Consider the following 15,374-nt stretch of genomic DNA (forward strand, 5'->3'; position numbering starts at 1 on the left):
CACAGAATGTTCAAATACATATGGGACGTGCTGGTTGGTACCGGCACCCAATTGCGCAGCCTGGCCATGGTCTTCAGCCATGGCTTTCGCAAACGCGACACCCTGCAATACCCGGAAGAGGCGGTCTATTTGCCGCCGCGCTACCGTGGCCGCATCGTCCTCACCCGCGATCCCGACGGCGAGGAACGCTGCGTAGCCTGCAACCTGTGCGCCGTAGCCTGCCCGGTGGGTTGTATCTCGCTGCAGAAGGCCGAAACCGATGACGGTCGCTGGTACCCGGAGTTCTTCCGCATCAACTTCTCGCGCTGCATCTTCTGCGGCCTGTGCGAGGAAGCCTGCCCGACCACCGCGATCCAGCTCACCCCGGATTTCGAGATGGGCGAGTTCAAGCGTCAGGATCTGGTGTACGAGAAGGAAGACCTGCTGATCAGCGGCCCCGGCAAAAACCCGGACTACAACTTCTACCGCGTTGCCGGTATGGCCATCGCCGGCAAGCCCAAGGGCGCCGCGCAGAACGAGGCCGAGCCGATCAACGTCAAGGGGCTGTTGCCATGACTCGTTCTTACTCTCTCCCCCAGCCTCTCTCCCTCAAGCGGGAGAGAGGTGCAATGAGGAGCTTCTGATGGAATTCGCGTTCTACTTCGCCGCCGGTGTGGCGGTGGCAGCGACGGTGGGGGTGGTCACCAACACCAACCCGGTGCATGCCTTGCTCTACCTCATCGTCTCGCTGCTGGCGGTGTCGATGGTGTTCTTCGCCCTCGGCGCGCCCTTCGCTGGCGCGCTGGAAATCATCGTCTACGCCGGCGCCATCATGGTGCTGTTCGTCTTCGTGGTGATGATGCTCAACCTCGGCCCGGCTGCCGCCGAGCAGGAGCGCAAGTGGCTGACGCCTGGCATCTGGGTCGGCCCGGCGATTCTCAGCGCCCTGCTGCTCGGGCAGTTGCTCTACGTACTGCTCAACCACGTCAGCGACGCCCACATCGGCCACACCACGGTCGAAGCCAAGGCCGTCGGCATCAGCCTGTTCGGCCCCTACCTGCTGGCCGTGGAGCTGGCCTCCATGCTGCTGCTCGCCGCACTGGTCGCTGCCTACCACTTGGGCCGCCACGACGCCAAGGAGCCAACCGCATGATCGGCATCCCACTCGAACATGGCCTGGCCCTGGCCGGCGTACTGTTCTGCATCGGCCTGGTCGGCCTGATGGTGCGGCGCAACATCCTGTTCATCCTGATGAGCCTGGAAGTGATGATGAACGCGGCTGCGCTGGCCTTCGTCGTGGCCGGTGCCCGCTGGGGCGCGGCTGACGGCCAGGTGATGTTCATTCTGGTGATCACCCTGGCAGCCGCCGAGGCCAGCATCGGCCTGGCGATCCTGCTGCAGCTGTATCGCCGCTTCAACACTCTGGATATCGACGCTGCCAGCGAGATGCGCGGATGAACCTTCTAGCCCTGACTCTATTCTTCCCGCTGCTCGGCTGGCTGCTGCTGGCCTTCGCGCGCGGACGCTTCTCGGAAAACACCAGTGCGGTGATCGGTGTCGGCTCCATCGGCCTGGCGGCTGCCAGCGCTGCCTGGGTCATTGCCGCGTTCCTCGGCAGCACGCCGTCCGGCGGCGCCTACAGCCTGACCCTGTGGCAGTGGATGAGCGTCGAAGGCCTGGCGCCGAGCTTCACCCTGCACCTGGATGGCCTGTCGGCCACCATGCTCGGCGTGGTCACCGGCGTGGGTTTCCTGATCCACCTGTTCGCCAGCTGGTACATGCGCGGTGAAGAAGGCTATTCGCGCTTCTTCGCCTACACCAACCTGTTCATCTTCAGCATGTTGCTGCTGGTACTCGGCGACAATCTGCTGGTGCTGTTCTTCGGCTGGGAAGGCGTGGGCCTGTGCTCGTACCTGCTGATCGGCTTCTACTACAAGCACGTGCCCAACGGTAACGCGGCGCTCAAGGCGTTCATCGTCACCCGCGTCGGCGACGTGTTCCTGATGATTGGCATGTTCCTGCTGTTCATCAACCTCGGCACCCTGAACATTCAGGAGCTGATGGTGTTGGCGCCGCAGCAATACGTGGCCGGCGACGCCTGGCTGTGGGTCGCCACGCTGATGCTGCTGGGCGGCGCGGTGGGCAAATCCGCCCAGTTGCCGCTGCAGACCTGGCTGGCCGATGCCATGGCAGGCCCGACGCCGGTGTCGGCGCTGATCCACGCGGCGACCATGGTCACCGCTGGCGTGTACCTGATCGCCCGCACCCATGGCCTGTTCCTGCTGACCCCGGAGATTCTCGAACTGGTCGGCATCGTCGGCGGCGTGACTCTGGTGCTGGCCGGCTTCGCCGCGCTGGTACAGACCGACATCAAGCGCATCCTCGCCTACTCGACCATGAGCCAGATCGGCTACATGTTCCTCGCCCTGGGCGTTGGTGCCTGGGACGCGGCGATCTTCCACCTGATGACCCATGCCTTCTTCAAGGCCTTGCTGTTCCTCGCTTCCGGCGCGGTGATCAATGCCTGCCACCACGAGCAGAACATCTTCAAGATGGGCGGCCTGTGGAAGAAGCTGCCGCTGGCCTACGCCAGCTTCATCGTCGGCGGTGCGGCGCTGGCCGCCCTGCCGCTGCTGACCGCCGGTTTCTACTCCAAAGACGAAATCCTCTGGGAAGCCTTCGCCAGCGGCCATAGCGAGCTGCTCTACGCCGGTCTGGTCGGTGCCTTCCTGACCTCGATCTACACCTTCCGCCTGATCTTCATCGCCTTCCACGGCAAGCAGAAGACCGAGGCGCACGCTGGTCATGGCATCGCCCACAACCTGCCGCTGCTGGTGCTGATCGTGCTGTCGACTTTCATCGGCGCCTGGATCACCCCGCCGCTGGCCGGCGTGCTGCCGGAAAGCGCCGGGCATGCCGGTGGCGAGGCCAAGCACAGCCTGGAACTGCTGTCGGGGCTGATCGCAGTGAGCGGCATCGTCATTGCCGCCCTGCTCTTCCTCGGCCAGCGCCGCGTCGCCTCCGCCGTAGCGCAGAGCGTGCCGGGTCGCCTGCTGAGCGCCCTGTGGTTCGCCGCCTGGGGCTTCGACTGGCTCTACGACAAGCTGTTCGTGCGCCCTTACCTGCTGCTCTGCCACCTGCTACGCCGCGACCCCATCGACCGCAGCATCGGCCTGATCCCGCTGCTCGTACGCGGCGGCAACGCCGCACTGGTGCGCAGCGAAACCGGCCAGGTGCGCTGGTACGCCGCTTCGATCGCCGGGGGCGCCGTGCTGGTGCTCGCCGCCATCCTATTTTTGAGTTAAGGAAAACAGCCTGATGATTCTGCCCTGGCTAATCCTGATCCCCTTCATCGGCGGCCTGTTGTGCTGGCAAGGCGAGCGCTTCGGCCATGTTCTGCCACGCTGGATCGCCTTGATCACCATGGCTCTGCTGTTCGGCCTGAGCCTGTGGCTGTGGGTCAGTGGTGATTTCACCCTGGCGCCCGCCCCGGACGGCGGCCCGCGCTGGGCCCACGAGTTCGTCATCGACTGGATCCCGCGGATGGGCATCACCATCCACCTGGCGATGGACGGCCTGTCGGTACTGATGGTGACGCTCACCGGTCTGCTCGGCGTGCTCTCGGTACTGTGCTCGTGGAACGAGATCCAGAACCGCGTCGGCTTCTTCCACCTCAACCTGATGTGGATTCTCGGTGGCGTGGTCGGCGTATTCCTCGCGGTCGACCTGTTCCTGTTCTTCTTCTTCTGGGAAATGATGCTGGTGCCGATGTACTTCCTCATCGCGCTCTGGGGTCACAGCGGCAGCGACGGCCGTACCCGCATCACTGCCGCGACCAAGTTCTTCATCTTCACCCAGGCCAGCGGCCTGATCATGCTGGTGTCGATCCTGGCCCTGGTGTTCGTGCACTTCAACCAGACCGGCGTGCTCAGCTTCAACTACGCCGACCTGCTGAAGACCGAACTGACGCCGGGTACCGAATACCTGCTGATGCTCGGTTTCTTCGTCGCCTTCGCGGTGAAGTTCCCGGTGGTGCCGGTGCACTCCTGGCTGCCGGACGCCCACGCCCAGGCGCCGACTGCCGGCTCGGTGGACCTGGCCGGCATCCTGCTGAAAACTGCCGCCTATGGCCTGTTGCGCTTCGCCCTGCCCCTGTTCCCCAACGCCTCGGCGGAGTTCGCGCCCATCGCCCAGTGGCTCGGCGTGTTCGCCATCGTCTACGGCGCCCTGCTGTCGTTCGCGCAGACCGACATCAAGCGCCTGGTGGCTTACTCCAGCGTGTCGCACATGGGCTTCGTGCTGATCGCCATCTACTCCGGCAGCCAGATCGCCCTGCAGGGCGCGGTGGTGCAGATGGTCGCCCACGGCCTGTCCGCTGCCGCGCTGTTCATCCTCTGCGGCCAGCTCTACGAGCGCGTGCACACCCGTGACTTGCGCCAGATGGGCGGGATCTGGGCGCGCATGCCCTGGCTGCCGGCCATCAGCCTGTTCTTCGCCGCTGCGGCGCTGGGCCTGCCGGGCACCGGCAACTTCGTCGGCGAGTTCCTGATTCTGCTCGGCAGCTTCCCCAGCGCGCCCTGGGTCGTGGTGCTGGCCGCCTGTGGCCTGGTGCTCGGCTCGGTGTACGCCCTGGCGATGATCCATCGCGCCTACTTCGGCCCGGTGCAACAGGAAGCGGCATTGCCCGGTCTGAAAGCCCGCGAGTTGGCCATGGTGCTCGGCCTTGGCGTGCTGCTGATTCTGCTTGGCGTTTACCCGCAACCGGTGCTCGACACCTCCGCTGCCAGCATGCATGGCGTGCAGCAGTGGATGGCTGGCGCCCTCGATCAACTCGCCTCGGGCCGGTAAGGGTAAGGATTAGAGACTCATGGAACATCACGCTGTCGAATTCACCCTGCAACACCTGATCGCCCTGCTGCCGCTGCTGGTGACCAGCCTCACCGCCGTGGTGGTGATGCTGGCCATCGCCGCCAAGCGCAATCACACGGTCACCTTCATCCTCTCGGTAGTCGGCCTGAACCTGGCGCTGCTGTCGCTGATTCCAACGCTGGAAGTGGCCCCGCTCGAGGTCACCCCGCTGCTGCTGATCGACAAGTTCGCCTGCTACTACATGGCCCTGGTGCTGGCGGCAAGCCTGGCCTGCATCACGCTGATCCATGCCTACCTGGGTGGCGATTCGGGCAAGGGCTATCCGGGCAACCGCGAGGAGCTGTATCTGCTGGTACTGCTGTCCGCCGCTGGCGGTCTGGTACTGGTCAGCGCGCAGCACCTGGCCAGCCTGTTCATCGGCCTGGAGCTGCTGTCGGTGCCCACCTACGGCATGATCGCCTACGCCTTCTTCAACAAGCGCTCGCTGGAGGCTGGCATCAAGTACATGGTGCTGTCGGCGGCAGGCTCGGCCTTCCTGCTGTTCGGCATGGCGCTGCTGTATGCCGAGTCCGGCAACCTGGCCTTTGCCGACATCGGTATCAGCCTGATGCGCGAGAGCAGCCAACTGGTGCAGATCGGCATCGGCATGATGTTGATCGGCCTGGCCTTCAAGCTGTCGCTGGTGCCCTTCCATCTGTGGACGCCGGATGTCTACGAAGGCGCCCCGGCGCCGGTGGCGGCCTTCCTCGCCACCGCCAGCAAGGTAGCGGTGTTCGCCGTGCTGCTGCGCCTGTACCAGATTTCCCCGGCCATGGGCGGCGGCTGGCTGAACGAGCTGCTGACCCTGATCGCGATTGCCTCGATCCTGTTCGGCAACCTGCTGGCACTGCTGCAGAACAACCTCAAGCGCCTGCTGGGTTACTCGTCGATCGCCCACTTCGGCTACCTGCTGGTGGCGCTGATCGCCAGCAAGGGCCTGGCCGTGGAAGCCGTGGGCGTGTACCTGGCCACCTACGTACTGACCAGCCTCGGCGCCTTCGGCGTGATCACCCTGATGTCCACGCCCTACAGCGGCCGTGATGCCGATGCCTTGTACGAATACCGCGGCCTGTTCTGGCGCCGCCCGTACCTGACCGCCGTACTCACGGTGATGATGCTGTCGCTGGCCGGCATCCCGCTGACCGCTGGCTTTATCGGCAAGTTCTACGTGATCGCCGCCGGTGTCGAGGCGCAACTGTGGTGGCTGCTCGGCGCCATGGTGCTGGGCAGCGCTATAGGCGTGTTCTATTACCTGCGGGTGATGGTCACGCTGTTCATGCGCGAGCCCAACCTGCATCGCCATGATGCCCCCTTCGACTGGGGTCAGCGCGCTGGCGGCATCATGCTGCTGGTGGTCGCCCTGCTCGCCTTCTTCCTTGGCGTGTATCCGCAGCCGCTGCTGGAGCTGGTGCAGCAGGCCGGACTGGTCGCCCTGGCACGCTAAGCGCAGCCTCGCAAAGGAAAAGCCCCCGCAGATGCGGGGGCTTTCTTTTAAGGATCGCGGCTAAAGCCTCTCCCACCAGTCACTCCAACCCCGTGGGAGGGGCTTTAGCCGCAACAGCCTGTTGCGCTAACGCCGGGCCACCAGAAACAGCCGCGGAAACGGCAACAACACCCGACCATCGGCCTGCGCCGGATAGGCCTCAGTGATCGCCGCCTGATAGCGTTGCAGAAATGCGGCCTGTTGCCCGGCATCCAGCGGCTGCAAAAACGGCAGCAACGCCGTGGACTTGAACCACTCCACCACCGCCGCCGCATTATCCAGCACATGGAAGTAGGTGGTGCGCCAGATATCCAGCTCACTGGCGTGGGCACCGAGGATGTCGTAGTAGGCCTGCGCACTGTGCCGCTCAGGGTGGCGCACCTCGCCGATTTGCCCTGCCCACGGTCCAGCGGCCGCCACTTCACGGGCCAGGCGGTGCGCCGGCTCCTGCAGATTGTCCGGCGTCTGAATCGCCAACCAGCCTCCAGGTGCCAGCTGCGCGAGCAATCTGGGGTACAGCTGGGGATGATCCGGCAGCCATTGCAACGACGCGTTGGCCAGGATCAATTGCGGCGCGTTCTCGGCCTGCCAGTGCTGGATATCCGCCAACTGAAAGGTCGCCTGCGGCAGCCGTTCGCGCGCCGCACGCAACATGTCTTCACTGATGTCGATACCGATCAGTTGCGCTTCAGGTACATGCGCCTGCAACACGGCGGTGGAGTTACCAGGGCCACAACCCAGGTCAACGGCCAACTCGACACCATCACGCGGTACCGCCGCCAGTAGGTCATGTACCGGGCGTGTGCGTTGACGTTCGAACAGGGAATATTGCTGCGCGGACCAACTCATTGAAAAACGCCTAAGCTTCACTCGACCGGCAGAGGATAGCAGGCCGCGCACACGGCCTATCAACCGGCAATTTTCCGCCGAACAAAATGCCATCACATGGCGGCTATCCGCCATACCTTGTGCGCCAGATCACAGGGTTTCTACCAACCCAGGCAGGCTGGCGGAAATTCGCCACACTGGCATAACCCTTGCCCTATAAGTATCAGCTCTGAACTGTCTGGGGCGCTGCCAACCTCCCCCCAGCAGAACAGTGGAGCGACCAAATGATGACGCCCGAAGGCGTCGCAACCGACAAGAAGAAAAGGAAGCAGTATGTTCAATCCAGTCCGCGCCCTGGCCGCCTGCGTCTTGGCGTTAGTCTCCTTTGGTGCCACTACGGCACTGGCCGATGAACCTATCCTGATCAAGTTCTCCCACGTTGTCGCCGACCACACGCCCAAGGGCCAGGGCGCACTGCTGTTCAAAAAACTGGTCGAAGAACGCCTGGCCGGCAAGGTCAAGGTCGAGGTCTACCCGAACTCCAGCCTCTACGGCGATGCCAACGAGCTGGAGGCCCTGCGTAACGATGACGTGCAGCTGCTGGCGCCATCGCTGGCCAAGTTCGAGCAGTACACCAAGCAGTTGCAGGTGTTCGACCTGCCCTTCCTGTTCGATGACATCGAAGCGGTCAACCGTTTCCAGAAGCGCTCCAAGGGCCGCCAACTGCTGCGCTCGATGGAAGACCACAACATCGTCGGCCTGGCCTATTGGCACAACGGCATGAAGCAGCTCTCGGCGACGCGCGCACTGCACACCCCTGGCGATGCCAACGGCCTGAGCTTCCGCATTCAGCCCTCGGCGGTACTGGAGGCGCAATTCCGCCAGGTTGGCGCGAGCACGCAGAAGCTGCCCTTCTCCGAGGTGTTCAAGGCGCTGCAGAGCGGCCAGGTACAAGGCGCCGAAAACCCCTGGTCGAACATCTACAGCCAGAAACTGCATGAAGTGCAGCCCTTCATCAGCGAAACCAACCACGGCGTGCTGGACTACATGCTGGTGAGCAACTCGCGCTTCTGGTACCGCATCCCGCATCAGGTCCGCGTGGAGCTAGAAGCCATCATCGATGAGGTCACCTATGCGGTGAACAAACAAGCTGAAGCCGCCAACCAGGCCGACCGCCAGCGCATCATCGATTCGGGTCGCAGCCAGCTGATCACCCTCAGCAGTGAAGAGCGCGAAGCCTGGCGTAACGCCATGCGCCCGGTGTGGCAGCAGTTCGAATCAGCGATCGGCAGCGACGTGATCAAGGCGGCGCAGACGGTCAATCGCAAGCAACGCAAATGATGGCGGGATTCCGCCAAGCCCGGTCAGCTGGGAATTTGCTCGGGCGGTAGCGGATGCCCGAGCAAGTAACCCTGCAGGGAGTCACAACCCAGTTTGGTAAGGAACGCCTGCTGCTCGGGCGTCTCCACACCCTCGGCGACGATGCGCAGGTCCAGCGCCTGGCCCAGGGCAACGATGGCGGAGACGATGGCCATGTCGTCGCCGTCATGCTCCAGATCACGCACGAAACCGCGATCGATCTTCAATTCATTGGCCGGCAGGCGCTTGAGATAGAGCAGGCTGGAGTAGCCGGTACCAAAATCGTCGATGGCGATGTCCACCCCCATTTCGGCAAGCTGCTCGAGAATCTCCTGGCTGCTGCTGACGTCATGCATGGCAGTGCTTTCGGTGATTTCCAGGGTCAGGCAATTAGCCGGCAGTGCATGCCTGTCCAGGGTCTTGCCAACCGTTTCGACCAACTCTCCGTGGCAGAACTGTAAAGCCGAGAGATTGACTGCCACGCGCCAGTCCCGGTGCCCCTGCTCATACCACAGACGCATTTGCCGACAGGCCTCATCCAGCACCCATTCACCGATGGGAATGATCAGCCCGGTCTTCTCAGCCAGCCCGATGAAGCTGACCGGCGCCAACAACCCCTGCTGTGGGTGCTGCCAACGTAACAAGGCCTCGGCGCCGAGCATTTGACCAGAGCCGCTGGCGAACTTTGGCTGGTAGTACAGGCGCAGCTCGCCATGTTCCAGGGCTACACGCAGGTCCTGCAGCAACTGCAATTGCTGTCGTGCATTGGTGTTCATCGAGCTCTCGAAGAAGCTGTAACCATTCTTGCCCAGGCTCTTGGCGTGGTACATCGCCGCGTCGGCGTTGATCAGCAACTCCTGCTGGTCAATGCCATCCCCCGGATACAGCGCGATGCCCACGCTGGTGGAGACTCGCAGTTCGTGGCCGTCGATGTTGAACGCCTGGCCAAGCAGCCCCACCACATGGCTGGCCACATGAGCCGCATCATCCGGATGGCGCAACTCGGCCAGCAGCACGAACTCATCGCCGCCAATGCGCGCCAGACTGTCGTTGGCGCGCAGATGGACACGCAGGCGCTGCGCCACCGCGACCAGCAACTGATCGCCAACATGATGACCGAACGCATCGTTGACCGGTTTGAAGCCGTCCAGATCCATGAACAGCAGAGCGAAATGCCCACCGCTGCGCTGCACCTTGAGGATGTTCTGGCTGACGCGGTCTTCCAGCAGCAGACGATTGGGCAGCTTGGTCAGACCATCATGCAGGGCCAACTGAGTCAGTTCGGCATTGGCCTTGGCCAGCGAACTGCTCAACAGCTCCGTGCGCGCCTCCAGACGTGCATCGAGAATCGAGGTCAGCAAGGCGATGGCCAGCACCGCAAGAGTGGTGACGATCACCAGGCTTGCCAGCCAACTGCTGTTCAGGCCGCTGAAGGCCGCACCACAGAAACTGCCTTCGGGGAAATTCGCGGCCGCCATGCCGGTGTAGTGCATGCCGACGATGGCAAAGCCCATGATCACCGCCGCCCCGCCACGCAACAGGCGCACATGGGGTGTATGACGGCGCAGGCGGAAGGCGATAAGCAGCGCCGCCCCGGAAGCCGCCACGGCGATCAGCAGCGATAGCGCGAAAAGCAGCGGGTCATAGACGATACCCGGCTGCATGCGCATCGCGGCCATGCCGATGTAGTGCATGGCACCGATGCCGGCGCCCATGGCCAGAGCCCCCAGACCAAGATGCCAGGCAGGCAGTTCGGGCTGGCTGACCAGCCACAGCGCGAAGCCCGAGGCGAGCATGGCAATGGCCAATGAGAGCAGCGTGATGGTGAGGTCGTAGCCAAGCTCTATCGGCAGGCTGAAAGCGAGCATGCCAACGAAATGCATGGACCAGATGCCAAAGCCCATGGCCAGCGCACCGCCGCCTATCCACAGTGCACGCACTCGGCCACTGGCGCTGGCGATACGCCCCGACAGGTCGAGGGCGGTGTAGGACGCCAGGATCGCCACGCACAGTGAAAGCAGGACCAGGGCAAAATCGTAACTACCAGTCAGCATCGAGGCACTCTGAGTAAAAAGATGCACGACCGAAAGGCGATGTCTGCCGACATTGCCGTTGGCCAATTGCGATCACTTAAAAACCAGCGCGGATCTTAACGGAAACCTGGCCCGCAGATCAGGATTAATGGTGCGAGCAACAAGGCCGCTCTAACGCCCCTCGCTGGCCTCACTATCGTGCAGTTGCTGCAACTGCCAGCCGCCGCCGAGGGCCGCGATCAACTGCACGCTGGCGGTCAGTCGGCTGCCGAGCAAGGTGAGGTTGGTGCGCTCGTTGTTCAGCGCCGTCGCCTGCACGGTGACCACGCTGCTGTAGTCGACGGTGCCCGCACGGTACTGGTTCTCGATCAGACGCAACGACTCGCGCGCTGCATCCAACGCTTCCTGCTGCACCCCGCTCTCCTGCTCCAGCACGCGCAATTGCACCAGGTAGTCCTCGACTTCGCGGAAGCTGTCCAGCACCGCCTGGCGATATTGCGCAACGGTCTGATCATAGGCCGCTTCACTACGTTCGAGCTCCGCGCGGCGGGCGCCGCCGTCGAACAGGGTCAACGCCAATTGCGGGCCCAGCGACCAGAAACGATTGGGGACCTCGATCCAGTCGGCGAAGCTGCTGCCCCGGTAGCCGCCGCTGGCCGAGAGCGTCAGATCCGGGAACCAGGCCGCCTCGGCTACGCCGATCTGCGCGTTGGCAGCCATCACCCGACGCTCGGCCGCGGCGACATCAGGACGCCGTTCGAGCAGCTGCGAAGGCAGCGCCACAGGCACCTCGGGCAATGCCGGCAGGCTCTCGCGCGGTGCGATGGACAGCTCGGCCGGGCTCACGCCGACCAGTACGGCAATGGCATGTTCGAGCTGCGTGCGCTGCCACTGCAGGTCGATGGCCTGCGCCTGGGTGCTCTTGAGCTGCGTGGTGGCCTGGGACACATCGGACTTGGGCACGATGCCGGCGCGGTACTGGTTCTCGGTCAGACGTAGCGAACGCGCATAAGCGGCGACGGTGGCGTCGAGCAGGCGCTTCTGTTCGTCGAGAACGCGCAGCTGCAGGTAGTTCTGCACCAGCTCGCTCTGCAGGCTCAAGCGCGCCGCTGCCAGATCCGCGGCGCTGGCATCGAACTCGGCACGGCTGGCCTCCAGCCCCCGGCGCAGCTTGCCCCAGAGATCCAGCTCCCAGGCGGCATTGAGGCTGAGGTCATAGTTCTTGGAGATGCGCGACGCCCCCGAACCACTGATCGCGACACCGTCGGCGCTGCGTATGGTGCCGTCACCGCCGCCCTGCCCGGCCCGCGTCACCCCGGCACTGGCGGACAGCGTCGGGTAGAAACTGGCTCGCGCACCGCGCACCAGGGCACGCGCCTGGCGGTACTGGGCCTCCGCGGCCGCCAGGTTCTGGTTGGACAACTGCAGACGCTCGACCAAGGCGTTGAGCTCGGCATCGCCGTATAGCGCCCACCACTGGCCACGCTCCAGCGCGTCGGCCGGCGCCGCGCTCTTCCAGCCCTCGACCTGCTTGAACTGCGCCGGCGCCGCCAGCTCGGGGCGCTCGTAGTCAGGCCCCAGGGCGCAGCCACCCAGCATGCCGGCCAGCAGCAGGGAGACGAGGGTTCGGGCGTAGGGAGCTCGGTTCATAGCGGATTTTCCAATGAAGCATCGGTACGTACGCCGCGCCAGCGATTGACCCGATGGCGCAGGCGGTCGAAGTAGAGGTAGACCACCGGAGTGGTGTAGAGCGTCAGCATCTGGCTCAGCACCAGGCCACCGACGATGGTGATACCCAGCGGCTGACGCATTTCCGAACCTTCGGCGCTACCCAGCACCAGCGGCAAGGCGCCGAGAATCGCCGCCAGGGTGGTCATCATGATCGGTCGGAAACGCAGCAGGCAGGCCTGACGAATGGACTCCTGCGGGCTCAGGCGCTCGCCGCGCTCCAGCTGCAGGGCCAGGTCGACCATCAGGATGGCGTTCTTCTTGACGATGCCGATCAGCAGGAACAGCCCCAGCAGCGAGATCAGGCTGAACTCCATGCCCACCAGTTGCAGGGCGAGCAAGGCGCCGACTCCGGCAGACGGCAGGGTCGACAGAATGGTCAACGGATGCACGTAGCTCTCGTAGAGCACGCCCAGCACCAGGTACACCACCACCAGCGCCAGCAGGATCATCAGCGGCTGGTTGTCCTGTGCCTTCTGGAAGGCCGCGCCGGTGCCGCCCAGCGTGCCCTGCACCTTGGTCGGCAGATTGAGCCGCGCGATGGCTGCGTCGATGGCGCGGGTGGCCTGATCCAGGCTGACGCCCTCGGCCAGGGAGAAACCGATGTTCTCCACGGCGAACTGGCCCTGGTGGCTGACCCGGTCATTCTCCAGGCTGCGCTCCCAGTGGGCGAAGGTCGACAGCGGCACCCGCGCGCCGTCGCCGGTGATCAACTGGATCTGATCCAGCGCCTCGGGATGCTGGGCGTACTTGGGATTGATCTCCATCACCACGCTGTACTGGTTCAGCGCCTGATAGATGGTCGACACCTGGCGCTGGCTGAAGGCGTTGTTCAGCACCGACGTGACCATCGCCATGTCCACGCCCAGGCGGCGCGCCGTGTCACGGTCCACCACCAGGCGAATCTGCTGTGCGCCCTCGGTTTCGCGCGCGTCGATACCGGTCAGCTCGGGCAACGCGCGCAGCGCCTCGCGCACCCTCGGCAGCCAGGTACGCAAAGCGTCGAGGTCATCGGACAGCAGCATGTATTCGTTTTCCGAACTGCGCCCCTGGCGCCCGCCCATCTGCAGGTCCTGGTCCGGCATGAGGAACATGCGCCCGCCCGGCACCTTGGGCACCGTGTTGCGCAGGCGATTGATCACATCCTGCGCCGAGTCGCTGCGCTCGGCGATCGGTTTCAGGCGCACGATCATGAAGGCGTTGTTGATGCCGCTGCTGCCGCCGATGAAGCCTGCCACGCTCTCAACCGCCGGGTCGGCCAGCACCGCATTGCGGAAGATCTCCATCTTCGGCTGCATGACCTGGAACGACAGGCCGTCGTCGCCACGGATGAAACCAATCAGCTGGCCGGTGTCCTGCTGCGGCATGAAGGTCTTCGGCACGCTGACGAACAGGTAGACGTTCAGTGCGATGGTGGCGAGGAAACTCAGCAGCATCAGCAGCGAGTGGCGCAGGGCCCAGTCCAGGCTGCGCGCGTAGAAGGCCAGCACCCGCGCCTGGACCCGGTCACCCCATTGCTGCAGGCGGCTGCGTGATTGTTCCTCCTCGGCCTTGAGCCAGCGTGCGCAGAGCATCGGCGTCAACGTCAGCGACACCAGCAGGGAAATCACCACCGCGACCGCCAGGGTCAGGGAGAACTCACGGAACAGGCGCTCGACGATGCCACCCATGAACAGGATGGAGATGAACACTGCGACCAGCGACAGGTTCATCGACAGCAAGGTGAACCCCACTTCGCGCGTACCCTTGAGCGCCGCCTCCAGCGGATGCTCGCCATTGCGAATGTGCCGGGAGATGTTCTCCAGCACCACGATGGCATCGTCCACCACCAGCCCGGTGGCGATGATCAACGCCATCAGCGACAGGTTGTTCAGGGAGAAATCCAGCAGGTACATGGCGGCGAAGCTGCCGATCAGCGACACCGGCACCGCCAGCGCCGGAATCAGCGCCGCCCGCCAACGGCCGAGAAACGCCAGCACCACCAGCATCACCAGGCCCACGGCGATCAGCAGGGTCTGCTCGGCTTCGTGCAGCGTGGCGCGGATCACCGGCGAGCGGTCCATGGCCACCTCCAGCTTGACGCTGGCCGGCATCACCTCGCGCAAGGCCGGCAGCTCGGCGCGAATGTCGCTGATGGTCTGCAGGATGTTCGCCCCGCTCTGCCGGTTGATCACCAGCAGCACTGCTTCCTGGTCGTTGTAGAAACCGCTGTTGTAGCGATCCTCGACGCCATCGGTCACGCTCGCCACGTCGCCCAGGCGCACGGCCGCACCGTTCTGGTAGCGGATGATCATCGGCATGTAGTCTGCGGCCTTGGCCAACTGGTCGCTGGCCTGCACCTGCCAGCGGCGCTGCGGATCCTCCACGGCGCCCTTGGGTTTCAGCGCATTGCTGGCGGCGATGGCCTGACGCACCTCGTCGAGGGCGATGCCGTACTGATCGAGCAGGCGCGGCTCCAGCGCCACGCGCACGGCGGGCAGCGAACTGCCGCCGACCTGCACTTCGCCCACCCCTGAAACCTGCGACAGCTTCTGCGCCAGGATGGTCGAAGCGACGTCGTACAGCTGCCCCTTGTTCAGGCTATCGCTGGTCAGCGAGATGACCATGATCGGCGCTTGCGAAGGGTTGATCTTGCGATAGCTGGGCATGCTGCGCATGCCGCTGGGCAACAGCTCGCGTGCCGCGTTGATCGCCGCCTGCACCTCACGGGCTGCGGTGTTGATGTCCTTGTCGAGATCGAACTCGACCATGATCCGCGTATTGCCCTGGCTGCTGTTGCTGTTCATCTGGTTGACGCCGGCGATGCTGCCCAGCGAGCGTTCCAGCGGCGTGGCCACCGTGGCCGCCATGATCTGCGGGCTGGCCCCGGGCAGACTGGCCTGCACGGTGATCACCGGGAAGTCCATGTTCGGCAGCGGCGATACCGGCAGCAGACCGAAGCTGACGCCGCCGAGCAGCATGATCGCCAGGCTCAACAGCAGCGTGGCCACCGGGCGACGGATGAAGGGCGCGGACAAATTCATGCGTGATTGGCCCCGCCAAGGCTTCGCCAATCC

General features: G+C 64.3%; 11 protein-coding genes. 7 read left to right on the forward strand and 4 right to left on the reverse strand.

Annotation, left to right across the window (positions count from 1 at the left end; all coding sequences use genetic code 11):
• The first annotated feature begins 6 nt into the window (after positions 1 to 6).
• From nuoI to nuoN, 6 genes are all read left to right on the forward strand, one after another.
• Positions 7 to 555, forward strand: coding sequence for an NADH-quinone oxidoreductase subunit NuoI (gene nuoI, locus ACN8M7_RS08480; RefSeq protein ID WP_061239283.1), 549 nt, complete (start codon positions 7 to 9; stop codon positions 553 to 555).
• 67 nt (positions 556 to 622) lie between these two features.
• Positions 623 to 1,132, forward strand: a complete 510-nt coding sequence (gene nuoJ, locus ACN8M7_RS08485) for an NADH-quinone oxidoreductase subunit J (RefSeq protein WP_017360843.1) — start codon at positions 623 to 625, stop codon at positions 1,130 to 1,132.
• The gene (gene nuoK, locus ACN8M7_RS08490) at positions 1,129 to 1,437 is read left to right on the forward strand and encodes an NADH-quinone oxidoreductase subunit NuoK (RefSeq protein WP_061239282.1); all 309 of its coding nucleotides are present in this window, start codon (positions 1,129 to 1,131) and stop codon (positions 1,435 to 1,437) included. The genes nuoJ and nuoK overlap by 4 nt, the downstream gene beginning before the upstream one ends.
• Positions 1,434 to 3,284: an NADH-quinone oxidoreductase subunit L gene (gene nuoL / locus ACN8M7_RS08495; protein WP_490260468.1), complete on the forward strand. Its 1,851-nt coding sequence runs from the start codon at positions 1,434 to 1,436 to the stop codon at positions 3,282 to 3,284. Before nuoK ends, nuoL begins: the two co-directional genes overlap by 4 nt.
• A gap of 13 nt (positions 3,285 to 3,297) precedes the next feature.
• The gene (gene nuoM / locus ACN8M7_RS08500) at positions 3,298 to 4,827 is read left to right on the forward strand and encodes an NADH-quinone oxidoreductase subunit M (protein ID WP_490260469.1); all 1,530 of its coding nucleotides are present in this window, start codon (positions 3,298 to 3,300) and stop codon (positions 4,825 to 4,827) included.
• A gap of 19 nt (positions 4,828 to 4,846) precedes the next feature.
• Positions 4,847 to 6,331, forward strand: coding sequence for an NADH-quinone oxidoreductase subunit NuoN (nuoN, locus tag ACN8M7_RS08505; RefSeq protein WP_490260470.1), 1,485 nt, complete (start codon positions 4,847 to 4,849; stop codon positions 6,329 to 6,331).
• 126 nt (positions 6,332 to 6,457) lie between these two features.
• On the opposite strand, the gene tam is transcribed toward nuoN, so the two are convergent.
• Positions 6,458 to 7,219, reverse strand: a complete 762-nt coding sequence (gene tam, locus ACN8M7_RS08510; RefSeq protein ID WP_490260471.1) for a trans-aconitate 2-methyltransferase — start codon at positions 7,217 to 7,219, stop codon at positions 6,458 to 6,460.
• Positions 7,220 to 7,531: 312 nt separating this feature from the next.
• On the opposite strand from tam, the gene ACN8M7_RS08515 reads away from it, so the two are divergent.
• Positions 7,532 to 8,539, forward strand: coding sequence for a TRAP transporter substrate-binding protein (locus ACN8M7_RS08515; protein WP_490260472.1), 1,008 nt, complete (start codon positions 7,532 to 7,534; stop codon positions 8,537 to 8,539).
• Between the two features lie 23 nt (positions 8,540 to 8,562).
• Here ACN8M7_RS08515 and ACN8M7_RS08520 read toward each other — a convergent pair whose 3' ends face one another.
• From ACN8M7_RS08520 to ACN8M7_RS08530, 3 genes are all read right to left on the reverse strand, one after another.
• Positions 8,563 to 10,611 (reverse strand): putative bifunctional diguanylate cyclase/phosphodiesterase, encoded by a 2,049-nt coding sequence (locus ACN8M7_RS08520; RefSeq protein WP_490260473.1) that lies wholly within the window; start codon positions 10,609 to 10,611, stop codon positions 8,563 to 8,565.
• A 150-nt stretch (positions 10,612 to 10,761) separates the two neighbouring features.
• Positions 10,762 to 12,240, reverse strand: a complete 1,479-nt coding sequence (locus ACN8M7_RS08525; RefSeq protein WP_490260474.1) for an efflux transporter outer membrane subunit — start codon at positions 12,238 to 12,240, stop codon at positions 10,762 to 10,764.
• Positions 12,237 to 15,341, reverse strand: a complete 3,105-nt coding sequence (locus ACN8M7_RS08530) for a multidrug efflux RND transporter permease subunit (protein WP_490260475.1) — start codon at positions 15,339 to 15,341, stop codon at positions 12,237 to 12,239. Before ACN8M7_RS08530 ends, ACN8M7_RS08525 begins: the two co-directional genes overlap by 4 nt.
• Between the last annotated feature and the right edge of the window lie 33 nt (positions 15,342 to 15,374).

The sequence above is a fragment of the Pseudomonas spartinae genome, from assembly GCF_965197125.1.
Classification (GTDB): domain Bacteria; phylum Pseudomonadota; class Gammaproteobacteria; order Pseudomonadales; family Pseudomonadaceae; genus Aquipseudomonas; species Aquipseudomonas composti_A.